This is a genomic window from Pseudomonas sp. TZ252 (assembly GCF_056110345.1).
The window spans coordinates 2,487,188-2,502,088 of record NZ_CM148566.1 but is presented as its reverse complement, the minus strand read 5'-3'; the positions used below and the strand labels follow the sequence as shown (position 1 = coordinate 2,502,088).

The 14,901-nt window shown below is 65.0% G+C and carries 14 protein-coding genes; 9 read left to right on the top strand and 5 right to left on the bottom strand.

The features are described from left to right. Positions 1-41: 41 nt before the first annotated feature. From fmt to ACYAF3_RS11480, 5 genes are all read left to right on the top strand, one after another. A complete protein-coding gene (gene fmt, locus ACYAF3_RS11500) occupies positions 42-986 on the top strand; it encodes a methionyl-tRNA formyltransferase (RefSeq protein ID WP_003107057.1) in 945 nt (314 codons plus the stop codon). After that, positions 983-2,287: a 16S rRNA (cytosine(967)-C(5))-methyltransferase RsmB gene (gene rsmB, locus ACYAF3_RS11495; RefSeq protein WP_003122291.1), complete on the top strand. Its 1,305-nt coding sequence runs from the start codon at positions 983-985 to the stop codon at positions 2,285-2,287. The genes fmt and rsmB overlap by 4 nt, the downstream gene beginning before the upstream one ends. Positions 2,288-2,314: 27 nt before the next feature. Next, on the top strand, positions 2,315-3,688 hold the full coding sequence (gene trkA / locus ACYAF3_RS11490; RefSeq protein WP_003107053.1) for a Trk system potassium transporter TrkA: 1,374 nt from the start codon (positions 2,315-2,317) through the stop codon (positions 3,686-3,688). Between the two features lie 148 nt (positions 3,689-3,836). After that, complete coding sequence (locus ACYAF3_RS11485) at positions 3,837-4,154, top strand: tetratricopeptide repeat protein (protein ID WP_003120685.1); 318 nt, start codon at positions 3,837-3,839, stop codon at positions 4,152-4,154. A 292-nt stretch (positions 4,155-4,446) separates the two neighbouring features. Next, entirely contained in the window at positions 4,447-4,719 is a 273-nt protein-coding gene (locus ACYAF3_RS11480; RefSeq protein ID WP_003107049.1) for a hypothetical protein, read from the top strand. Between the two features lie 65 nt (positions 4,720-4,784). Here the strand turns inward: ACYAF3_RS11480 and ACYAF3_RS11475 are convergent, their stop codons facing one another. From ACYAF3_RS11475 to ACYAF3_RS11460, 4 genes are all read right to left on the bottom strand, one after another. After that, entirely contained in the window at positions 4,785-5,438 is a 654-nt protein-coding gene (locus tag ACYAF3_RS11475) for a 7-cyano-7-deazaguanine/7-aminomethyl-7-deazaguanine transporter (protein ID WP_003097286.1), read from the bottom strand. A gap of 146 nt (positions 5,439-5,584) precedes the next feature. Continuing rightward, positions 5,585-5,851, bottom strand: coding sequence for a PilZ domain-containing protein (locus ACYAF3_RS11470; RefSeq protein WP_003114645.1), 267 nt, complete (start codon positions 5,849-5,851; stop codon positions 5,585-5,587). An 84-nt stretch (positions 5,852-5,935) separates the two neighbouring features. Further along, positions 5,936-6,823 carry a lysophospholipid acyltransferase gene (locus ACYAF3_RS11465; RefSeq protein ID WP_003123762.1) on the bottom strand — a complete coding sequence of 296 codons (888 nt, stop codon included), beginning with the start codon at positions 6,821-6,823 and terminating at the stop codon, positions 5,936-5,938. Between the two features lie 144 nt (positions 6,824-6,967). Further along, complete coding sequence (locus ACYAF3_RS11460; RefSeq protein ID WP_023115682.1) at positions 6,968-7,519, bottom strand: DNA-3-methyladenine glycosylase I; 552 nt, start codon at positions 7,517-7,519, stop codon at positions 6,968-6,970. A gap of 104 nt (positions 7,520-7,623) precedes the next feature. Here ACYAF3_RS11460 and glyQ point away from each other — a divergent pair, with 104 nt between their 5' ends. Together glyQ and glyS are read left to right on the top strand one after the other, a co-directional pair. Continuing rightward, positions 7,624-8,571, top strand: a complete 948-nt coding sequence (gene glyQ, locus ACYAF3_RS11455; RefSeq protein ID WP_003097276.1) for a glycine--tRNA ligase subunit alpha — start codon at positions 7,624-7,626, stop codon at positions 8,569-8,571. After that, positions 8,571-10,625 carry a glycine--tRNA ligase subunit beta gene (gene glyS / locus ACYAF3_RS11450; protein WP_031637465.1) on the top strand — a complete coding sequence of 685 codons (2,055 nt, stop codon included), beginning with the start codon at positions 8,571-8,573 and terminating at the stop codon, positions 10,623-10,625. The genes glyQ and glyS overlap by 1 nt, the downstream gene beginning before the upstream one ends. 56 nt (positions 10,626-10,681) lie before the next feature. On the opposite strand, the gene ACYAF3_RS11445 is transcribed toward glyS, so the two are convergent. Continuing rightward, the gene (locus ACYAF3_RS11445) at positions 10,682-12,388 is read right to left on the bottom strand and encodes a di-heme-cytochrome C peroxidase (RefSeq protein ID WP_003111371.1); all 1,707 of its coding nucleotides are present in this window, start codon (positions 12,386-12,388) and stop codon (positions 10,682-10,684) included. 330 nt (positions 12,389-12,718) lie between these two features. Here ACYAF3_RS11445 and gmhB point away from each other — a divergent pair, with 330 nt between their 5' ends. Next, the gene (gene gmhB / locus ACYAF3_RS11440) at positions 12,719-13,255 is read left to right on the top strand and encodes a D-glycero-beta-D-manno-heptose 1,7-bisphosphate 7-phosphatase (RefSeq protein WP_003120688.1); all 537 of its coding nucleotides are present in this window, start codon (positions 12,719-12,721) and stop codon (positions 13,253-13,255) included. Between the two features lie 11 nt (positions 13,256-13,266). Continuing rightward, on the top strand, positions 13,267-14,040 hold the full coding sequence (locus tag ACYAF3_RS11435; protein WP_003100265.1) for a lysophospholipid acyltransferase family protein: 774 nt from the start codon (positions 13,267-13,269) through the stop codon (positions 14,038-14,040). Positions 14,041-14,901: the final 861 nt, after the last annotated feature.

Here is a 14,901-nt window from a genome sequence, read left to right as displayed (position 1 = left end):
AGGCTTGCCCCGGCAAGCCTTTTTCTTTTAGCGAGCCCCGCATGAGCCAAGCATTGCGCATCGTCTTCGCCGGAACCCCGGAATTCGCCGCCGAGCATCTCAAGGCCCTGCTCGACACCCCACATCGGATCGTCGCCGTCTACACCCAGCCTGACCGGCCGGCCGGCCGCGGGCAGAAACTGATGCCCAGCGCGGTGAAGAACCTGGCCCTGGAGCATGGCCTGCCGGTCATGCAGCCGCAGAGCCTGCGTAATGCCGAGGCCCAGGCGGAGCTGGCGGCCCTGCGCGCGGACCTGATGGTGGTGGTCGCCTATGGCCTGATCCTGCCCCAGGCGGTACTCGATATCCCGCGCCTGGGCTGCATCAACAGCCACGCCTCGCTGCTGCCGCGCTGGCGCGGCGCCGCGCCGATCCAGCGCGCGGTGGAAGCCGGCGACGCGGAGAGCGGCGTCACCGTGATGCAGATGGAAGCAGGGCTCGACACCGGCCCGATGCTGCTCAAGGTGAGCACGCCGATTTCCGCCGCGGACACCGGCGGCAGCCTGCACGACCGGCTCGCCGCGCTCGGCCCGAAAGCGGTGATCGAAGCCATCGCCGGCCTGGCCGCCGGCACCCTGCATGGCGAGATCCAGGACGACGCCCTGGCCACCTACGCGCACAAGCTGAACAAGGACGAGGCACGCCTCGACTGGAGCCGTCCGGCCGTCGAACTGGAGCGCCAGGTCCGCGCCTTCACCCCCTGGCCGGTCTGCCACACCAGCCTCGCCGATGCGCCGCTGAAAGTCCTCGGCGCCAGCCTGGGGCAGGGCAGCGGGGCGCCCGGAACCATCCTCGAGGCCAGCCGCGACGGCCTGCTGGTCGCCTGCGGCGAAGGCGCCCTGCGCCTGACCCGCCTGCAATTGCCTGGCGGCAAGCCACTGGCCTTCGCCGACCTCTACAACAGCCGCCGCGAGCAATTCGCCGCCGGCCAGGTGCTCGGCCAATGAACCCGCGTCTCGCCGCCTGCCAGGCGCTGGCCGCGGTGCTCGCCGGACGCGCCTCGCTGTCTGGCGCGTTGCCGCCGCAACTGGACAAGGTCGCCCCGCGCGATCGCGGCCTGACCCAGGAGCTGGCCTTCGGCGCGGCGCGCTGGCAACCGCGCCTGCAGGCCCTGGCCGCGCGCCTGTTGCAGAAGCCGTTCAAGGCCGCCGACACCGATATCCACGCCCTGCTGCTGATCGGCCTCTACCAGTTGCTCTACACGCGGATTCCGCCGCACGCCGCGATCGGCGAGACCGTCGGCTGCGCCGACAAGCTGAAGAAGGGCTGGGCCAAGGGCGTGCTCAACGCCGTGCTGCGCCGCGCGCAGCGCGAAGGCGAGACGCTGCTGGCCGAGGTCGACCGCGATCCCTCAGCGCGCCTGGGACATCCGCGCTGGCTGCTGAAAGCGCTCAAGCAGGCCTGGCCGGAGCAGCTCGACGCGCTCTGCGCAGCGAACAACGCACACCCGCCGATGACCTTGCGGGTCAATCGGCGCCACGGCGAGCGCGATGCCTACCTGGCCGAACTCGCCGAAGCCGGAATCGAGGCCCGCGCCTGCGACTACAGCCGCGACGGCATCCAGCTCGCCGCGCCGCGCGACGTGCGCGAACTACCGGGCTTCGCGGAGGGCCGCGTCAGCGTCCAGGACGAAGCCGCGCAACTGGCCGCCGAGCTGCTCGAAAGCGCGCCCGGCCAGCGTGTCCTCGACGCCTGCTGTGCGCCTGGCGGCAAGACCTGCCACCTGCTGGAAACCCAGCCGGAACTGGCCGAAGTGGTCGCCGTCGACCTCGAGGAGAGCCGCCTGGTAAGGGTCCGGGAAAACCTCCAGCGGCTCGGCCTGCAAGCCAGCCTGGTCGCCGCCGACGCCAGGGCCACCGGGGAGTGGTGGGACGGCAAGCCGTTCCAGCGCATCCTCCTCGACGCGCCGTGCTCGGCCACCGGGGTGATCCGCCGCCACCCGGACATCAAGCTGGCGCGCAAGCCGGAAGACATCGCCGCCCTGGCGCACCTGCAGGGTGAATTGCTCGACGCGCTGTGGCCTACCCTGGAAGTCGGTGGCGTACTGCTCTACGCCACCTGTTCGGTGATGCCGGCGGAAAACAGCGACAGCATCGCCGCCTTCCTTGCCCGCACGCCCGGCGCCCGCGAACTGGACCTTCCCGGCCCCTGGGGCATGAAACAGCCCCACGGCCGCCAGTTGCTGCCGCAGGTGGAGGGCCACGATGGCTTCTACTATGCCAAGCTGATCAAGATATCCGCCCGTTGATCGAAACCTGACGAGCCGTTTCCTGCCATGAAAATCATCATCCTCGGTGCCGGCCAGGTCGGCGGCACACTGGCCGAGCACCTGGCCAGCGAAGCCAACGACATCACCGTGGTCGACACCGACGGCGACCGCCTGCGCGACCTCGGCGACCGCCTCGACATCCGCACCGTGCAAGGCAAGGCCTCGTTCCCCACGGTGCTGCGCCAGGCCGGCGCCGACGACGCCGACATGCTGGTGGCGGTGACCAATAGCGACGAGACCAACATGGTCGCCTGCCAGGTCGCCTACACCCTGTTCAACACCCCGACCAAGATCGCCCGCGTCCGCGAGCCGGCCTACCTGACCCGTACCGGGCTGTTCGACAACGAGGCGATCCCGGTGGACGTGCTGATCAGCCCGGAGCAGGTGGTCACCAACTACATCAAGCGCCTGATCGAACACCCCGGCGCGCTGCAAGTCATCGACTTCGCCGAGGGCAAGGCGCAGTTGGTCGGGATCAAGGCCTACTACGGCGGCCCTCTGGTAGGGCAGGAGCTGCGCCAGCTGCGCGAGCACATGCCGAACGTGGATACCCGCGTCGCCGCGATCTACCGCCGCAACCGGCCGATCATTCCCCAGGGCGACACGGTGATCGAGGCCGACGACGAAGTCTTCTTCATCGCCGCCAAGGCCCATATCCGCGCGGTAATGGGCGAGATGCGCAGGCTCGACGACAGCTACAAGCGGATCATCATCGCCGGCGGCGGCAATGTCGGCGAGCGCCTGGCCGAGGCCATCGAGAGCCGCTACCAGGTAAAGATCATCGAGCGCAGCCCGCTGCGCTGCCGGCACCTCTCGGATACCCTGGACAGCACCATCGTGCTCAACGGCAGCGCTTCCGACCGCGACCTGCTGCTGGAGGAAAACATCGGCGAGACCGACGTGTTCCTCGCCCTGACCAACGACGACGAGGCCAACATCATGTCCTCGCTGCTGGCCAAGCGGCTCGGCGCGAGCAAAGTGATGACCCTGATCAACAACCCTGCCTATGTCGACCTGGTGCAAGGCGGCGAGATCGACATCGCCATCAGCCCGCAACTGGCGACCATCGGCACCCTGCTGGCCCACGTTCGCCGCGGCGACATCGAGAGCGTACACTCGCTGCGCCGCGGCGCAGCCGAAGCGATCGAAGTGGTAGCCCATGGCGACGCCAAGTCGAGCAAGGTGATCGGTCGCTCGATCAACGAGATCAAGCTGCCGCCGGGCACCACCATCGGCGCGCTGGTGCGCGACGAGGAAGTGCTGATCGCCCATGGCGACACCCGCATCGAGAGCGGCGACCACGTGCTGCTGTTCCTGGTCGACAAGAAATACATCCGAGACGTCGAGCGACTGTTCCAGGCCGGCCTGACGTTCTTCTGAGGCACGCCCTATCGCGAACGGCGATAGGGCTTCGGCCTACGAACACCAAGGGGCCGCGTGCCTCCTTCGCAACGGCCGAATCCCTCTGTTCCGTGCAAAGCCTGGCCGGAGCCGGGCACAATGGCCGACATCGTTGGAAGAGGGCAGGATGATGATCGAAGGTCTGGAAAAGATGCTGGCCAAAGGCGTGGACAATGCGCTGCTGCGCTTCGGCCTGGGCAAGGGCTACCTGGACGCGGGCGACGCCGAACGCGCGGCGGAACACCTCCAGCGCTGCGTAGAGCAGGACCCGAAGTATTCCGCCGGCTGGAAGCTGCTGGGCAAGGCGCGCCAGGCTGCCGGCGATCTCGCGGGCGCCCGGCAGGCCTGGGAGCAGGGCCTGGCAACTGCCGCGACGCATGGCGACAAGCAGGCCGAAAAGGAAATGACGGTGTTCCTGCGCAAGCTCGACAGGGCGAGAACCTGAGCGTCCGGCCAAGGCTTGCGCAGCGCGTTCTCGCCACCCGCCGGCCGGAGTTCCGGCAGACGGGTCGGGCGTGCTCATCGAGCGCTGGCAGAACGGTTCGAGCACGCCCCGACGACACTTTTACAAAGACCTGTTCCACACATTCGTAGGCAACTTCTGTCAACGATGTAGCCTGCATCCCGAACGCCCAAAACCCCATTGAGCGACCGCTGCCGGCCCTCTAGCTTCGACTCATCGCTTCGGTCCAAGCCCGAACGCGACACCTGACTTCAACTACTTTTCCGGAGCCAACATGTCGAAGCAAGAGCGTTCAGTCCCGTCCTATGTCGAATACCCATACGAGCAAGCGATTCTCTACGTTCACCGGAACGCCTCCGCCAATGAGATGCTCGAATCCGTACAGGAGCGCCTCAGGGCTCTCCTCGGCCTCCTCCATGCCTTGGAAAGGATCGAAGTGCGGACGGGGCAGGGCGTTCCCATTCAGCGCGTGGCGCACATCCTGGTCACGCTCGGCGGCGATGCCCTGACGCTGCTCACGGCCGCGCACCGGGCTACCACCTCCTGAACGAAGAAGGGCGCAACGGTCATCACGGCCTGTTGCGCCCTTCCTCCAGATTGCCTCGATGAGCCTCAAGCGTTGCTCTGCGGCCGCCCCGGCAGCATCTTCAGGATGCCGTTGAGTAGCATGCCGTAGAGCGGCACGAACAGTAGAAGACTGATACTCAGCTTCACTCCGTAGTCCACCGTGGCGATTTCCACCCAGTGCTGCGCCATGAACGGATTGTCGCTACGCCAGAACGCCACGAAGAAGAAGGTGAAGGTGTCCAGCAGGTTGCCGAGGATGGTCGAGGCGACTGGCGCGGTCCACCAGTGCCGGGAACGACGGAGGCGGTCGAATACCTGGATATCGAGGATCTGTCCGAGCACATAGGCCAGGAAGCTTGCCAGGGAGATCCGGGCGACGAAGGTGTTGAACTCGAGCAGCGCGGAGAAACCACGGAACGCCGCTTCCTGGAACAACACCGAGACCACGTAGGAGGCGATCAACGCCGGGATCATGACCCGGGCGATGACCAGCCGGGCAGGGCCCTTGCCCAGCAGGCGTACGGTGAGGTCGGTAGCCAGGAAGATGAACGGAAAGCTGAAGGCGCCCCAGGTGGTGTGCCAGCCAAACAGGGTGATCGGCAACTGCACCAGGTAGTTGCTGGCGATGATGATGAAGATGTGGAAGGCGATCAGGCCGGCCAGGGTGCCGCGCCAGGCCGCCGGAGAAGAGGCTGACATGTACTGTCCTTTTTGCGCGATGGGGTGAGGGAACCCATGCCCGGCACCATGCCGAGCGGCGCGCATTCTAGCCGATAACCGGCAGCAGTTTCGCCCACTCTGTGATCAGTGGCTCATGCCTGGGGTTCCACGTGGAACATCACCGTTCAGGCTTCGCTGAGAAAGCGCAGGCCGACGCCTTCCGCATCGACTCGCACGACTTCCATCTGCAGGATCGGCGCGTCGATCGGCAGATCCTGTACCTGGCCAGTAACGACACTGCCTGTTGGGAGCTGGGTCAGGTCCGGGTGTTTGACATAGACCCCGGTGTCGGAGAGGTCGCGGGTCTGCGCCATCAGCTCGCCAAATAACGGGTGACTGATACGGATTCGGCACTTGAGCGGGGTTCGTGGGTATTGTCGTTGATTATCCATCGAGTCCCTCGGGACCTGCGGAGGAGGCGGCAGAGCTGAGCATAGTACCCGGATATGAAAAAGGCGTCTTCCGACGCCCTTTCCTCAGTACCATTTTTTCTCGCCATCCGGGCGGTTCTTGAAGCGCTTCATGCTCCACATGTACTGGCTGGGATAGGCTCGTACATACTTCGCCAACTCGCGGCTCATGGCTGCTACAGACACTTCCAGGTCCTTGTCGTACATGTCCGCCGGAGCCGCTTCGAGGATCACCTTGTAACCGCTACCATCGGGCAGGCGCACCGCATGGAAGAACACTCCACGCGCCTTGCCGCGTGAAAGCAACTGCGGGACGAACTTGCTGATCAATGCAGTGGTGCCCAGGTAGGGCACGAAGAGCCCAGCGGTACGCGCGGGCTCGGGGTCGGCGGGAATCCCTACGCAACCGCCTTTCTTCACTTCCTTGATGACGCTGAGGATACCCTCCGGAGTGGAAGGTGCGACGCGGTTGCCCAATTGCACGCGTTGCTTCTTCAGCAATTCGTCGACTGCCTTCAGCTTGGGCGGACGATAGAAGATGATCGGCTTGGCGTAGGAGCAATAGAAGTGGTTGAGTACTTCCCAGTTTCCCAGGTGACTGGTAATGCCGACCAGGCCATCGCCGGAAGCCAGCGCTTCCTCCAGCACTTCCATGCCTTCGACCTCGCGGATGTACCTCAGCGACTTTTCAGGCGCCCAGATCCAGGCACAGGCACTTTCGGTGAGGGTACGGCCAATATCCATCAGGCTTTGTCCGACCAGCTTTTCCAGTTCGGTTTCGGACAACTCGGGGAAGCACTTGGACAGGTTGATCCGCACTACCTCGCGGGATCGATTCGGCAATTTCCACATCAGCCAGCCTATGCCGGCCCCGACGCCTTGTACGGCACGCCAGGGCAATAGCGCGAACAGGCGTAGGGCCCCCACCACCAGGGCACCTTTGAATTTCTCCACGAAACACTCCTCGCTCGACTCGAACGCGCATTGTACGCCAGGAAGAAGGGCGAGGGCGGCAGCCAAGGAAGCGGGGCGACCAGCTATGCTGCGCGCCGATGTTCCACGTGGAACATCCGAACGCATCCATCAGGGAGCGCCCGGCTAGCCGACGAGTTGGGCGTAACGGTCGCAGTCCTGGGTATGGTCCATGACCATGCCGCTGGCCTGCATGAAGGCGTAGCAGATGGTCGGCCCGACGAAGTTGAAGCCGGCCTTGCGCAGCGCCTTGCTCATGGCCTCGGCTTCCGGGGTAATCGCCGGCACCTCGGCACGACCAGCGAAATGGTTGATCTTCGGCTGGCCGCCGATGAAGGACCAGAGGAACCCAGCCGGGTCATCCAGCTCCAGCCAGGCCTGGGCGTTCTGCCGCGCAGCGTTGAGCTTGGCCCGATTGCGAATGATGCCGGGGTCGAGCATCAGTTCGTCGATCTCCGCGTCGCTCATTTGTGCCACCCGCTGCACGTCGAAGCCGAACAGCACCTCGCGGTAGCGCTCGCGCTTCTTCAGCACGGTGATCCAGGACAACCCGGCCTGGAAGCCCTCCAGCAGCAGAAGTTCGAACAGCGCGTCGGGATCGCGCTGCGGCACACCCCACTCCTCGTCGTGGTAGGCCATGTAGAGAGGATCATCGTTGCACCAGAAGCAGCGTGGCATAAGGCTTTCCGTGGTTTTCCAGGGATCGGGGGGACGGGCGAGGCGGCGCGGGAATCGGGTATACTTCCGCGTTTTGTATCGAAGCCTCAGCACAGGTGAATTTCGTGAGCCAGACTACGCCCGCCGTGCGCACCTTCCAAGACCTGATTCTCGCCCTGCAGAACTACTGGGCCGAGCAGGGCTGCGTGGTGCTGCAGCCCTACGACATGGAAGTGGGCGCCGGCACCTTCCACACCGCCACCTTCCTCCGCGCCATTGGCCCGGAGACCTGGAACGCCGCCTACGTCCAGCCGAGCCGCCGCCCCACCGACGGCCGCTACGGCGAGAACCCCAACCGCCTGCAGCACTACTACCAGTTTCAGGTGGTCCTGAAGCCGAACCCGGAGAACTTCCAGGAGCTGTACCTCGGCTCGCTGAAAGCCATCGGCATCGACCCGCTGGTCCACGACATCCGCTTCGTCGAGGACAACTGGGAGTCGCCGACCCTCGGCGCCTGGGGCCTGGGTTGGGAAATCTGGCTGAACGGCATGGAAGTCACCCAGTTCACCTACTTCCAGCAGGTCGGCGGCATCGAGTGCTATCCGGTCACCGGCGAGATCACCTACGGCCTGGAGCGCCTGGCCATGTACCTGCAGGGCGTGGACTCGGTCTACGACCTGGTCTGGACCGACGGCCCGTTCGGCAAGGTCACCTATGGCGACGTGTTCCACCAGAACGAGGTGGAGCAATCCACCTTCAACTTCGAGCACGCCAACGTGCCGAAGCTGTTCGAACTGTTCGACTTCTACGAAAGCGAAGCCAACCGCCTGATCGCGCTGGAGCTGCCGTTGCCGACCTACGAGATGGTCCTCAAGGCTTCGCATACCTTCAACCTGCTGGATGCGCGGCGCGCCATCTCGGTCACCGAGCGCCAGCGCTACATCCTTCGCGTGCGTACCCTGGCCCGCGCCGTGGCGCAGAGCTACCTGCAGGCCCGCGCGCGCCTCGGCTTTCCCATGGCCACCCCCGAATTGCGTGACGAAGTACTGGCCAAGCTGAAGGAGGCCGAATGATGAGCGCCAAGGATTTCCTGGTCGAACTGGGCACCGAAGAGCTGCCGCCAAAAGCCCTCAACAGCCTCGGCGAAGCCTTCCTCAGCGGTATCGAGAAGGGCCTCAAGGCTGCCGGTCTCGGCTACGCCGCTGCGCGTTTCTATGCGGCGCCGCGCCGTCTCGCCGTGCTGGTCGAGCAACTCGCCGTGCAGCAGCCCGACCGTACCGTCAACCTAGACGGTCCGCCGCTACAGGCCGCCTTCGACGCCAGCGGTAACCCGACCCAGGCCGCCCTGGGCTTCGCCAAGAAGTGCGGCGTGGATCTGCAGCAGATCGACAAGAGCGGTCCGAAGCTGCGCTTCAGCCAGACCATCGCCGGCCAACCGGCCGCCGGCCTGCTGCCGGGCATCGTCGAGGCCTCGTTGAACGAACTGCCGATTCCCAAGCGGATGCGCTGGGCAGCTCGCCGCGAGGAGTTCGTGCGTCCGACCCAATGGCTGGTGATGCTGTTCGGCGACGATGTGGTCGAGTGCGAGATCCTCGCCCAGAAAGCCGGGCGCGAATCCCGTGGCCACCGCTTCCACAATCCGGACAATGTGCGTATTTCCAGCCCGGCAGCGTATCTGGAAGACCTGCGCGGCGCTCATGTGCTGGCCGATTTCGCCGAGCGCCGCGAGCTGATCGCCAAGCGCGTGGCCGAACTGGCCGCCGAGCAACAGGGCAGCGCCATCGTGCCGCCGAGCCTGCTCGACGAAGTGACTGCACTGGTCGAGTGGCCGGTGCCGCTGGTCTGCTCCTTTGAGGAGCGCTTCCTCGAGGTCCCGCAGGAAGCCCTGATCACCACCATGCAGGACAACCAGAAATACTTCTGCCTGCTGGACGCCAACGGCAAGCTGCTGCCTCGCTTCATCACCGTCGCCAACGTCGAGAGCAAGGCGCCGGAGAACATCGTCAGCGGTAACGAGAAGGTGGTTCGCCCGCGCCTCACCGACGCCGAGTTCTTCTTCAAGCAGGACAAGAAGCAGCCGCTCGAAAGCTTCAATGAGCGCCTGCGCAACGTAGTGTTCCAGGCCCAGCTCGGCACCGTGTTCGAGAAGGCCCAGCGCGTCTCCGGCCTGGCCGCCTACATCGCCGAACGTATAGGCGGCAATGCGCAGAACGCCTCGCGCGCCGGCATCCTGTCCAAGTGTGACCTGGCGACCGAGATGGTCGGCGAGTTCCCCGAAATGCAGGGCATCGCCGGCTACTACTACGCCACCCACGGCGGCGAAGCGGAAGACGTCGCCCTGGCCCTCAACGAGCAGTACATGCCGCGCGGCGCCGGCGCCGAGCTACCCTCGACCCTGACCGGCGCCGCCGTGGCGGTGGCCGACAAGCTCGATACCCTGGTCGGTATCTTCGGCATCGGCATGCTTCCCACCGGCAGCAAGGACCCCTACGCGCTGCGCCGCGCTGCGCTGGGCGTGCTGCGCATCCTCATCGAGAAGCAGCTCGACCTGGACCTGGTAGCCGCGGTCAACGCCGCCGTCGAGCAATACGGCGACAAGGTCAAGGCCGCCGGCCTGGCCGAGCAGGTGCTGGACTTCGTGTTCGACCGCCTGCGCGCGCGCTACGAGGACGAAGGCGTGGACGTGGCCGTGTACCAGTCGGTGCGCGCGCTCAAGCCAAGCTCGCCGCTGGACTTCGACCAGCGCGTACAGGCCGTCCAGGCCTTCCGCCAGTTGCCTGAAGCCGAGGCCCTGGCCGCGGCGAACAAACGGGTGTCGAATATTCTCGCCAAGTCCGAGGACGAGGTTCCGCCGAACGTGGATGCCAGCCTGCTGGTGGAAGCCGCCGAGAAGGCCCTGGGCAGCGCCGTGGCGAACGCCGAAAGCGAAGTCGCGCCGCTGGCAGCGGCACGCGACTATCGCGCCGCGCTGGCCCGCCTGGCGGCCTTGCGCGAGCCGGTGGATACGTTCTTCGCCGATGTGATGGTCAATGTCGACGACGCGGCGGTGCGCGCCAACCGCTATGCGCTGCTGGCCAAGCTGCGCGGGTCGTTCCTCGGGGTGGCGGACATCTCGCTGCTCGGCTGAGCCAGTCCCGCCTCGAAGAAAAGGCCCGGCGTCCTCGCGACACCGGGCCTTTTTCACTACAGGACCTTCAGATACTCCAGCAGCGCACGCTTCTCCTCGGCCGACAGGCTGGTGCCGTACTCATGGCCGCAGCGGCTGTTGCCGGAATCACGCTGCTCGCAGCCGGTGGTCTTCAGCACATAGCTACCGAATTGGGTCTGCTGGGCGGCGAGGCCGACCTTGTCCACGTCGTAGGCCGAGCCCACCGGGAAGGATTCCACCCGCTCCGCGGCCGGCTTCAGCAACTCTTCCAGGGTCGGCACCGAGCCGTTGTGCAGGTACGGCGCCGCCGCCCAGATCCCCTGCAGGACCCGCGACTCGTAGGGGTAGGGGTCGGCCTGGGTACGCACCGGCTTCTGGAAGGCGGTCAGCAGTTGCCGGGTTTCGTCGGTCATCACGCTTTCCGGCTTGACCGCCGCCGCCTTGGCATCGTGCTTCTCACCGAGGATCGGCACGAAGTGCTGCAGGATCGAACCGGCCACCGCTACGGCGAGTACATCGAAGGCTCCGTCGGTCGCCTTCAGCGGCTGGCCGAACGGCATCCGCGCGCCCTCCATCACGCCGGTCTGCACCTGGCCATCGAGGATGGCGTGCTGGCGGCTGTCGCTGCCGACGTCCCTCAGCGGAGTGTCCCAAAGCACCAGGTCCTTGATCCGGATGCCGTGGCACTCCACGCAGCCACCTTCGTCGGTCTTGCGGGCGAAGATCAGCGCGCCTTTCCTGGCCAGGTGCTTGTCCACCGCCCAGGGCCACTTCGGCGGGCCGATCTTCTTGATCAGGTCTTCCAGCTTGCCCAGACCGTGGAAGTTGGCCGAGTTGATCTTCAGGTAGTCCATGCCCAGCAGGTGGAACTTGCTCTTCTGCGGGTGGAAGGTGGCGAATACCCCGTAGACCTCGCCGACATTGCGCGCCAGGCCGAGCAGGTCGTTGCCGTTGGCGGCGAACCCGGGCCACTGGGTCTTGTTCTGCCGCGCCGCGTTCCACAGGAACGGATAGCGCACCGGCGCATCCGCCGCCTTGATGTTGTCGGGAATCAGGTAGGGCGGCGCGGTGCCGATATCCAGCCCGGTAAGGCGGTTGAAGATCATCGATACCGCGTCCAGCCGTGCCGGTCCCCAGGTGTCCTTGGGCAGCGCGCGCTCGATCAGCGTGTGATAGGGCTCGTACCATTCCTTCACCGCCGCGAGCAGAGCGTCGCGCGCACCGGGAGGCGGATTGGCCCCGAGGATCTGCTTGGCGAAGGCGTCGAAGGCGGCGTCATCGCTGGTCAGCGGTCCCACGGCCCGATCGAGGTCGGCGAGGAATGCCTGGAAGTCGACGATCGCCGGACCGCCGTCGATCCGATAGGCAGTGCCCTTCACCTCGATCTGCCGGGTATGGCAGGCCGAACAGGTCATGCCGACCATCTGCCGGGCGCCCGTGCCGGCTACGGTGAAGCCCACCGGCAGGCCTTCCGCGGGCGCCTTGGGGTTGGGCAAATAGCCGTAGCGGGCCAGGCTGTCGGCGAGGAAAGGCGTTCCATCCGGCTGTCGCAACGCCTTGAGCCAGGGCAGGGGCATCACCTGCGAGCCCTGGTCGCGGCTGTAGAAGTCCTGGCGGTGGCTTTCGGTCCATTCCTTGCCCTGGTCGAGCATGACCGGAGCGGCCGCCAGGGCGGCGGAAGAAAGAGCCAGGGAAGCGAGGGACAAGCTTGAAAGGTGCAGTGTCTTTTTCAGGCGTTTCACGGTTACCGTCCTTGGGAACGGGCAGACGCCCCGGAACTCCCCGTCGTCATGCCCGCTCCACCTGTGGTGGAAACACGGCCGGTCGGCCGTGCTGGCATGCGATAGGCGCTTACTGCATTACTCCGGTGATCCACCCGCCAAGGGGTTCGCACGTACTCCGAGACACCCACTGCTGCGTGCCAAATGACTCCCTGGCCTGGGATTGCCATTCCATTGCCATTATTGAATCTAGTACAGATTGTCCAGCATAGGGGCTCGTCGATCCATCCGCGATGCTCCGGCTGGCTGAGGTAGAATCGATCCTTTCCGTTCATGGCCAACTGCGCATCGATGTCCCGTTCCCTGCTGATTCTCGACCGCGATGGAGTCATCAACCTCGACTCCGACGATTACATCAAGACCCTCGACGAGTGGATCCCCATCCCCAGCTCGATCGAGGCCATCGCCCGCCTGAGCCAGGCCGGCTGGACCGTCGCGGTGGCTACCAACCAGTCCGGCATCGCCCGTGGCTATTACGACCTGGCAGTGCTCGAGGCCATGCATGCGCGCTTGCGCGAACTGGTCGCGGAGCAGGGCGGCGAGGTCGGCCTCATCGTCTATTGTCCGCATGGACCGGACGACGGTTGCGACTGCCGCAAGCCGAAGCCGGGTATGCTGCGGCAGATCGGCGAGCACTACGGGGTCGATCTGTCGGGTATCTGGTTTGTCGGCGACAGCATCGGTGACCTGGAGGCGGCGCGGGCCGTCGATTGTCAGCCGGTATTGGTAAAGACCGGAAAAGGTGTACGTACGCTGGGCAAGCCCTTGCCAGAGGGCACCCTGATATTCGACGATCTGGCGGCAGTCGCCAGCGCATTACTTCAGTAAGGTCAGAATACATGTCGACAGTGCAGGCCATCAGAACCGTCCTCTTTTACCTGCTGCTGTCCGCCAGCGCGTTCGTCTGGGGCACCCTCAGCTTCTTCATCGCGCCGATCCTGCCGTTCCGCGCCCGCTACCGCTTCGTGGTACAGAACTGGTGCCGCTTCGCAATCTGGCTGACCCGCGTGGTCGCCGGCATCCGCTACGAGGTGCGCGGGCTGGAGAACATCCCGGAAAAGCCCTGCGTGATCCTCTCCAAGCACCAGAGCACCTGGGAAACCTTCTTCCTCTCCGGCTTCTTCGAGCCACTCAGCCAGGTACTCAAGCGCGAGCTGCTCTACGTGCCGTTCTTCGGCTGGGCCCTGGCCCTGCTCAAGCCCATCGCCATCGACCGCAGCCAGCCCAAGCTGGCCCTCAAGCAACTGGCCAAGCAGGGCGACGAGTGCCTGAAGAAAGGCGCCTGGGTGCTGATCTTCCCGGAAGGCACGCGTATTCCGGTGGGGCAGATGGGCAAGTTCTCCCGCGGCGGCACCGCCCTGGCGGTCAACGCCGGGCTACCGGTACTGCCGATCGCCCACAACGCCGGGCAGTATTGGCCCAAGGCCGGCTGGGCCAAGTACCCGGGCACCATCCAGGTGGTGATCGGCCCGGCCATGCACGCCGAAGGCGAAGGCCCGCGCGCCATCGCCGAGCTAAACCAGCGCGCTGAAGCCTGGGTCAGCGAGACCATGGCCGAGATCAGCCCCATCCAGCAGCGGGTCAGCCATCCGGAGCCGTCGGTGGTCTCGTGAAGGGCCGCAAAGCCCCCTGCAAGGCGCACTGTGCGCCGATTCGATAAAAGAAGCCCCGCCATAGCGGGGCTTCTTGTTTTCACGCGAGGCGCAAAGCAAGGCCGGTTGGCAACGATCGACCGAATCGACCGGCGTCCGCTGCCCACAGGAGCGGTGCAACGCCGCCAGGAGGCCCGGGCCCAGGGTGCCAATGCCGGCGAGCAACCGGGGCTCGACCACACCTTGGCAAGGCACCCCTGGCGCCCGTATCCAGGCTACCTGGCGCAAAAAGAAAACCCCGGCGCCAGGCCGGGGTTTCCATGAGGGTCGGTCTGCCGACCTGTGGAGGGAGACAAAGATAGCCGTCCTCAAAGGGGCGAAAACACAGGGCTGGAGGCGACTTCGGACAGACTTAATGAACCCTGTCGGCCAAAGTAAATGGGCCAAAACCTACCGTCGGACAATGTTACTTTCCAAAGCCAGTAACGACGGGGCTTCTAGCTAGCCACAACCTGTCGGGAGGCGGCACGATATCAGGGTATCTTGTCGGCATCTCCGCTCAATTGACAGGTTGTCAATACTCTTACCTTACACCACACGCAACCCGGCTTGAAGCTAAGAAATTACAGATCTCACCTGCCGAAGCCTACTGAGCGGGACAGCACTGATCCACCGCAACTGGTGTCGACGGGCGGTAAACGTGGCAGTCGTAACTCTATATAAATCAATGACTTACAAAAAATGGGCACCATTATTGGCACGATTGAGCCAGATAAAGTGGCATTTTTCGTCTAAACGACCGGAATAAATGGCATTTTCCGTACGCCCCGCAGATCGGCCACTACAAGCCGGTTGAATCGCCACCTTCAGGTCAGATACCTA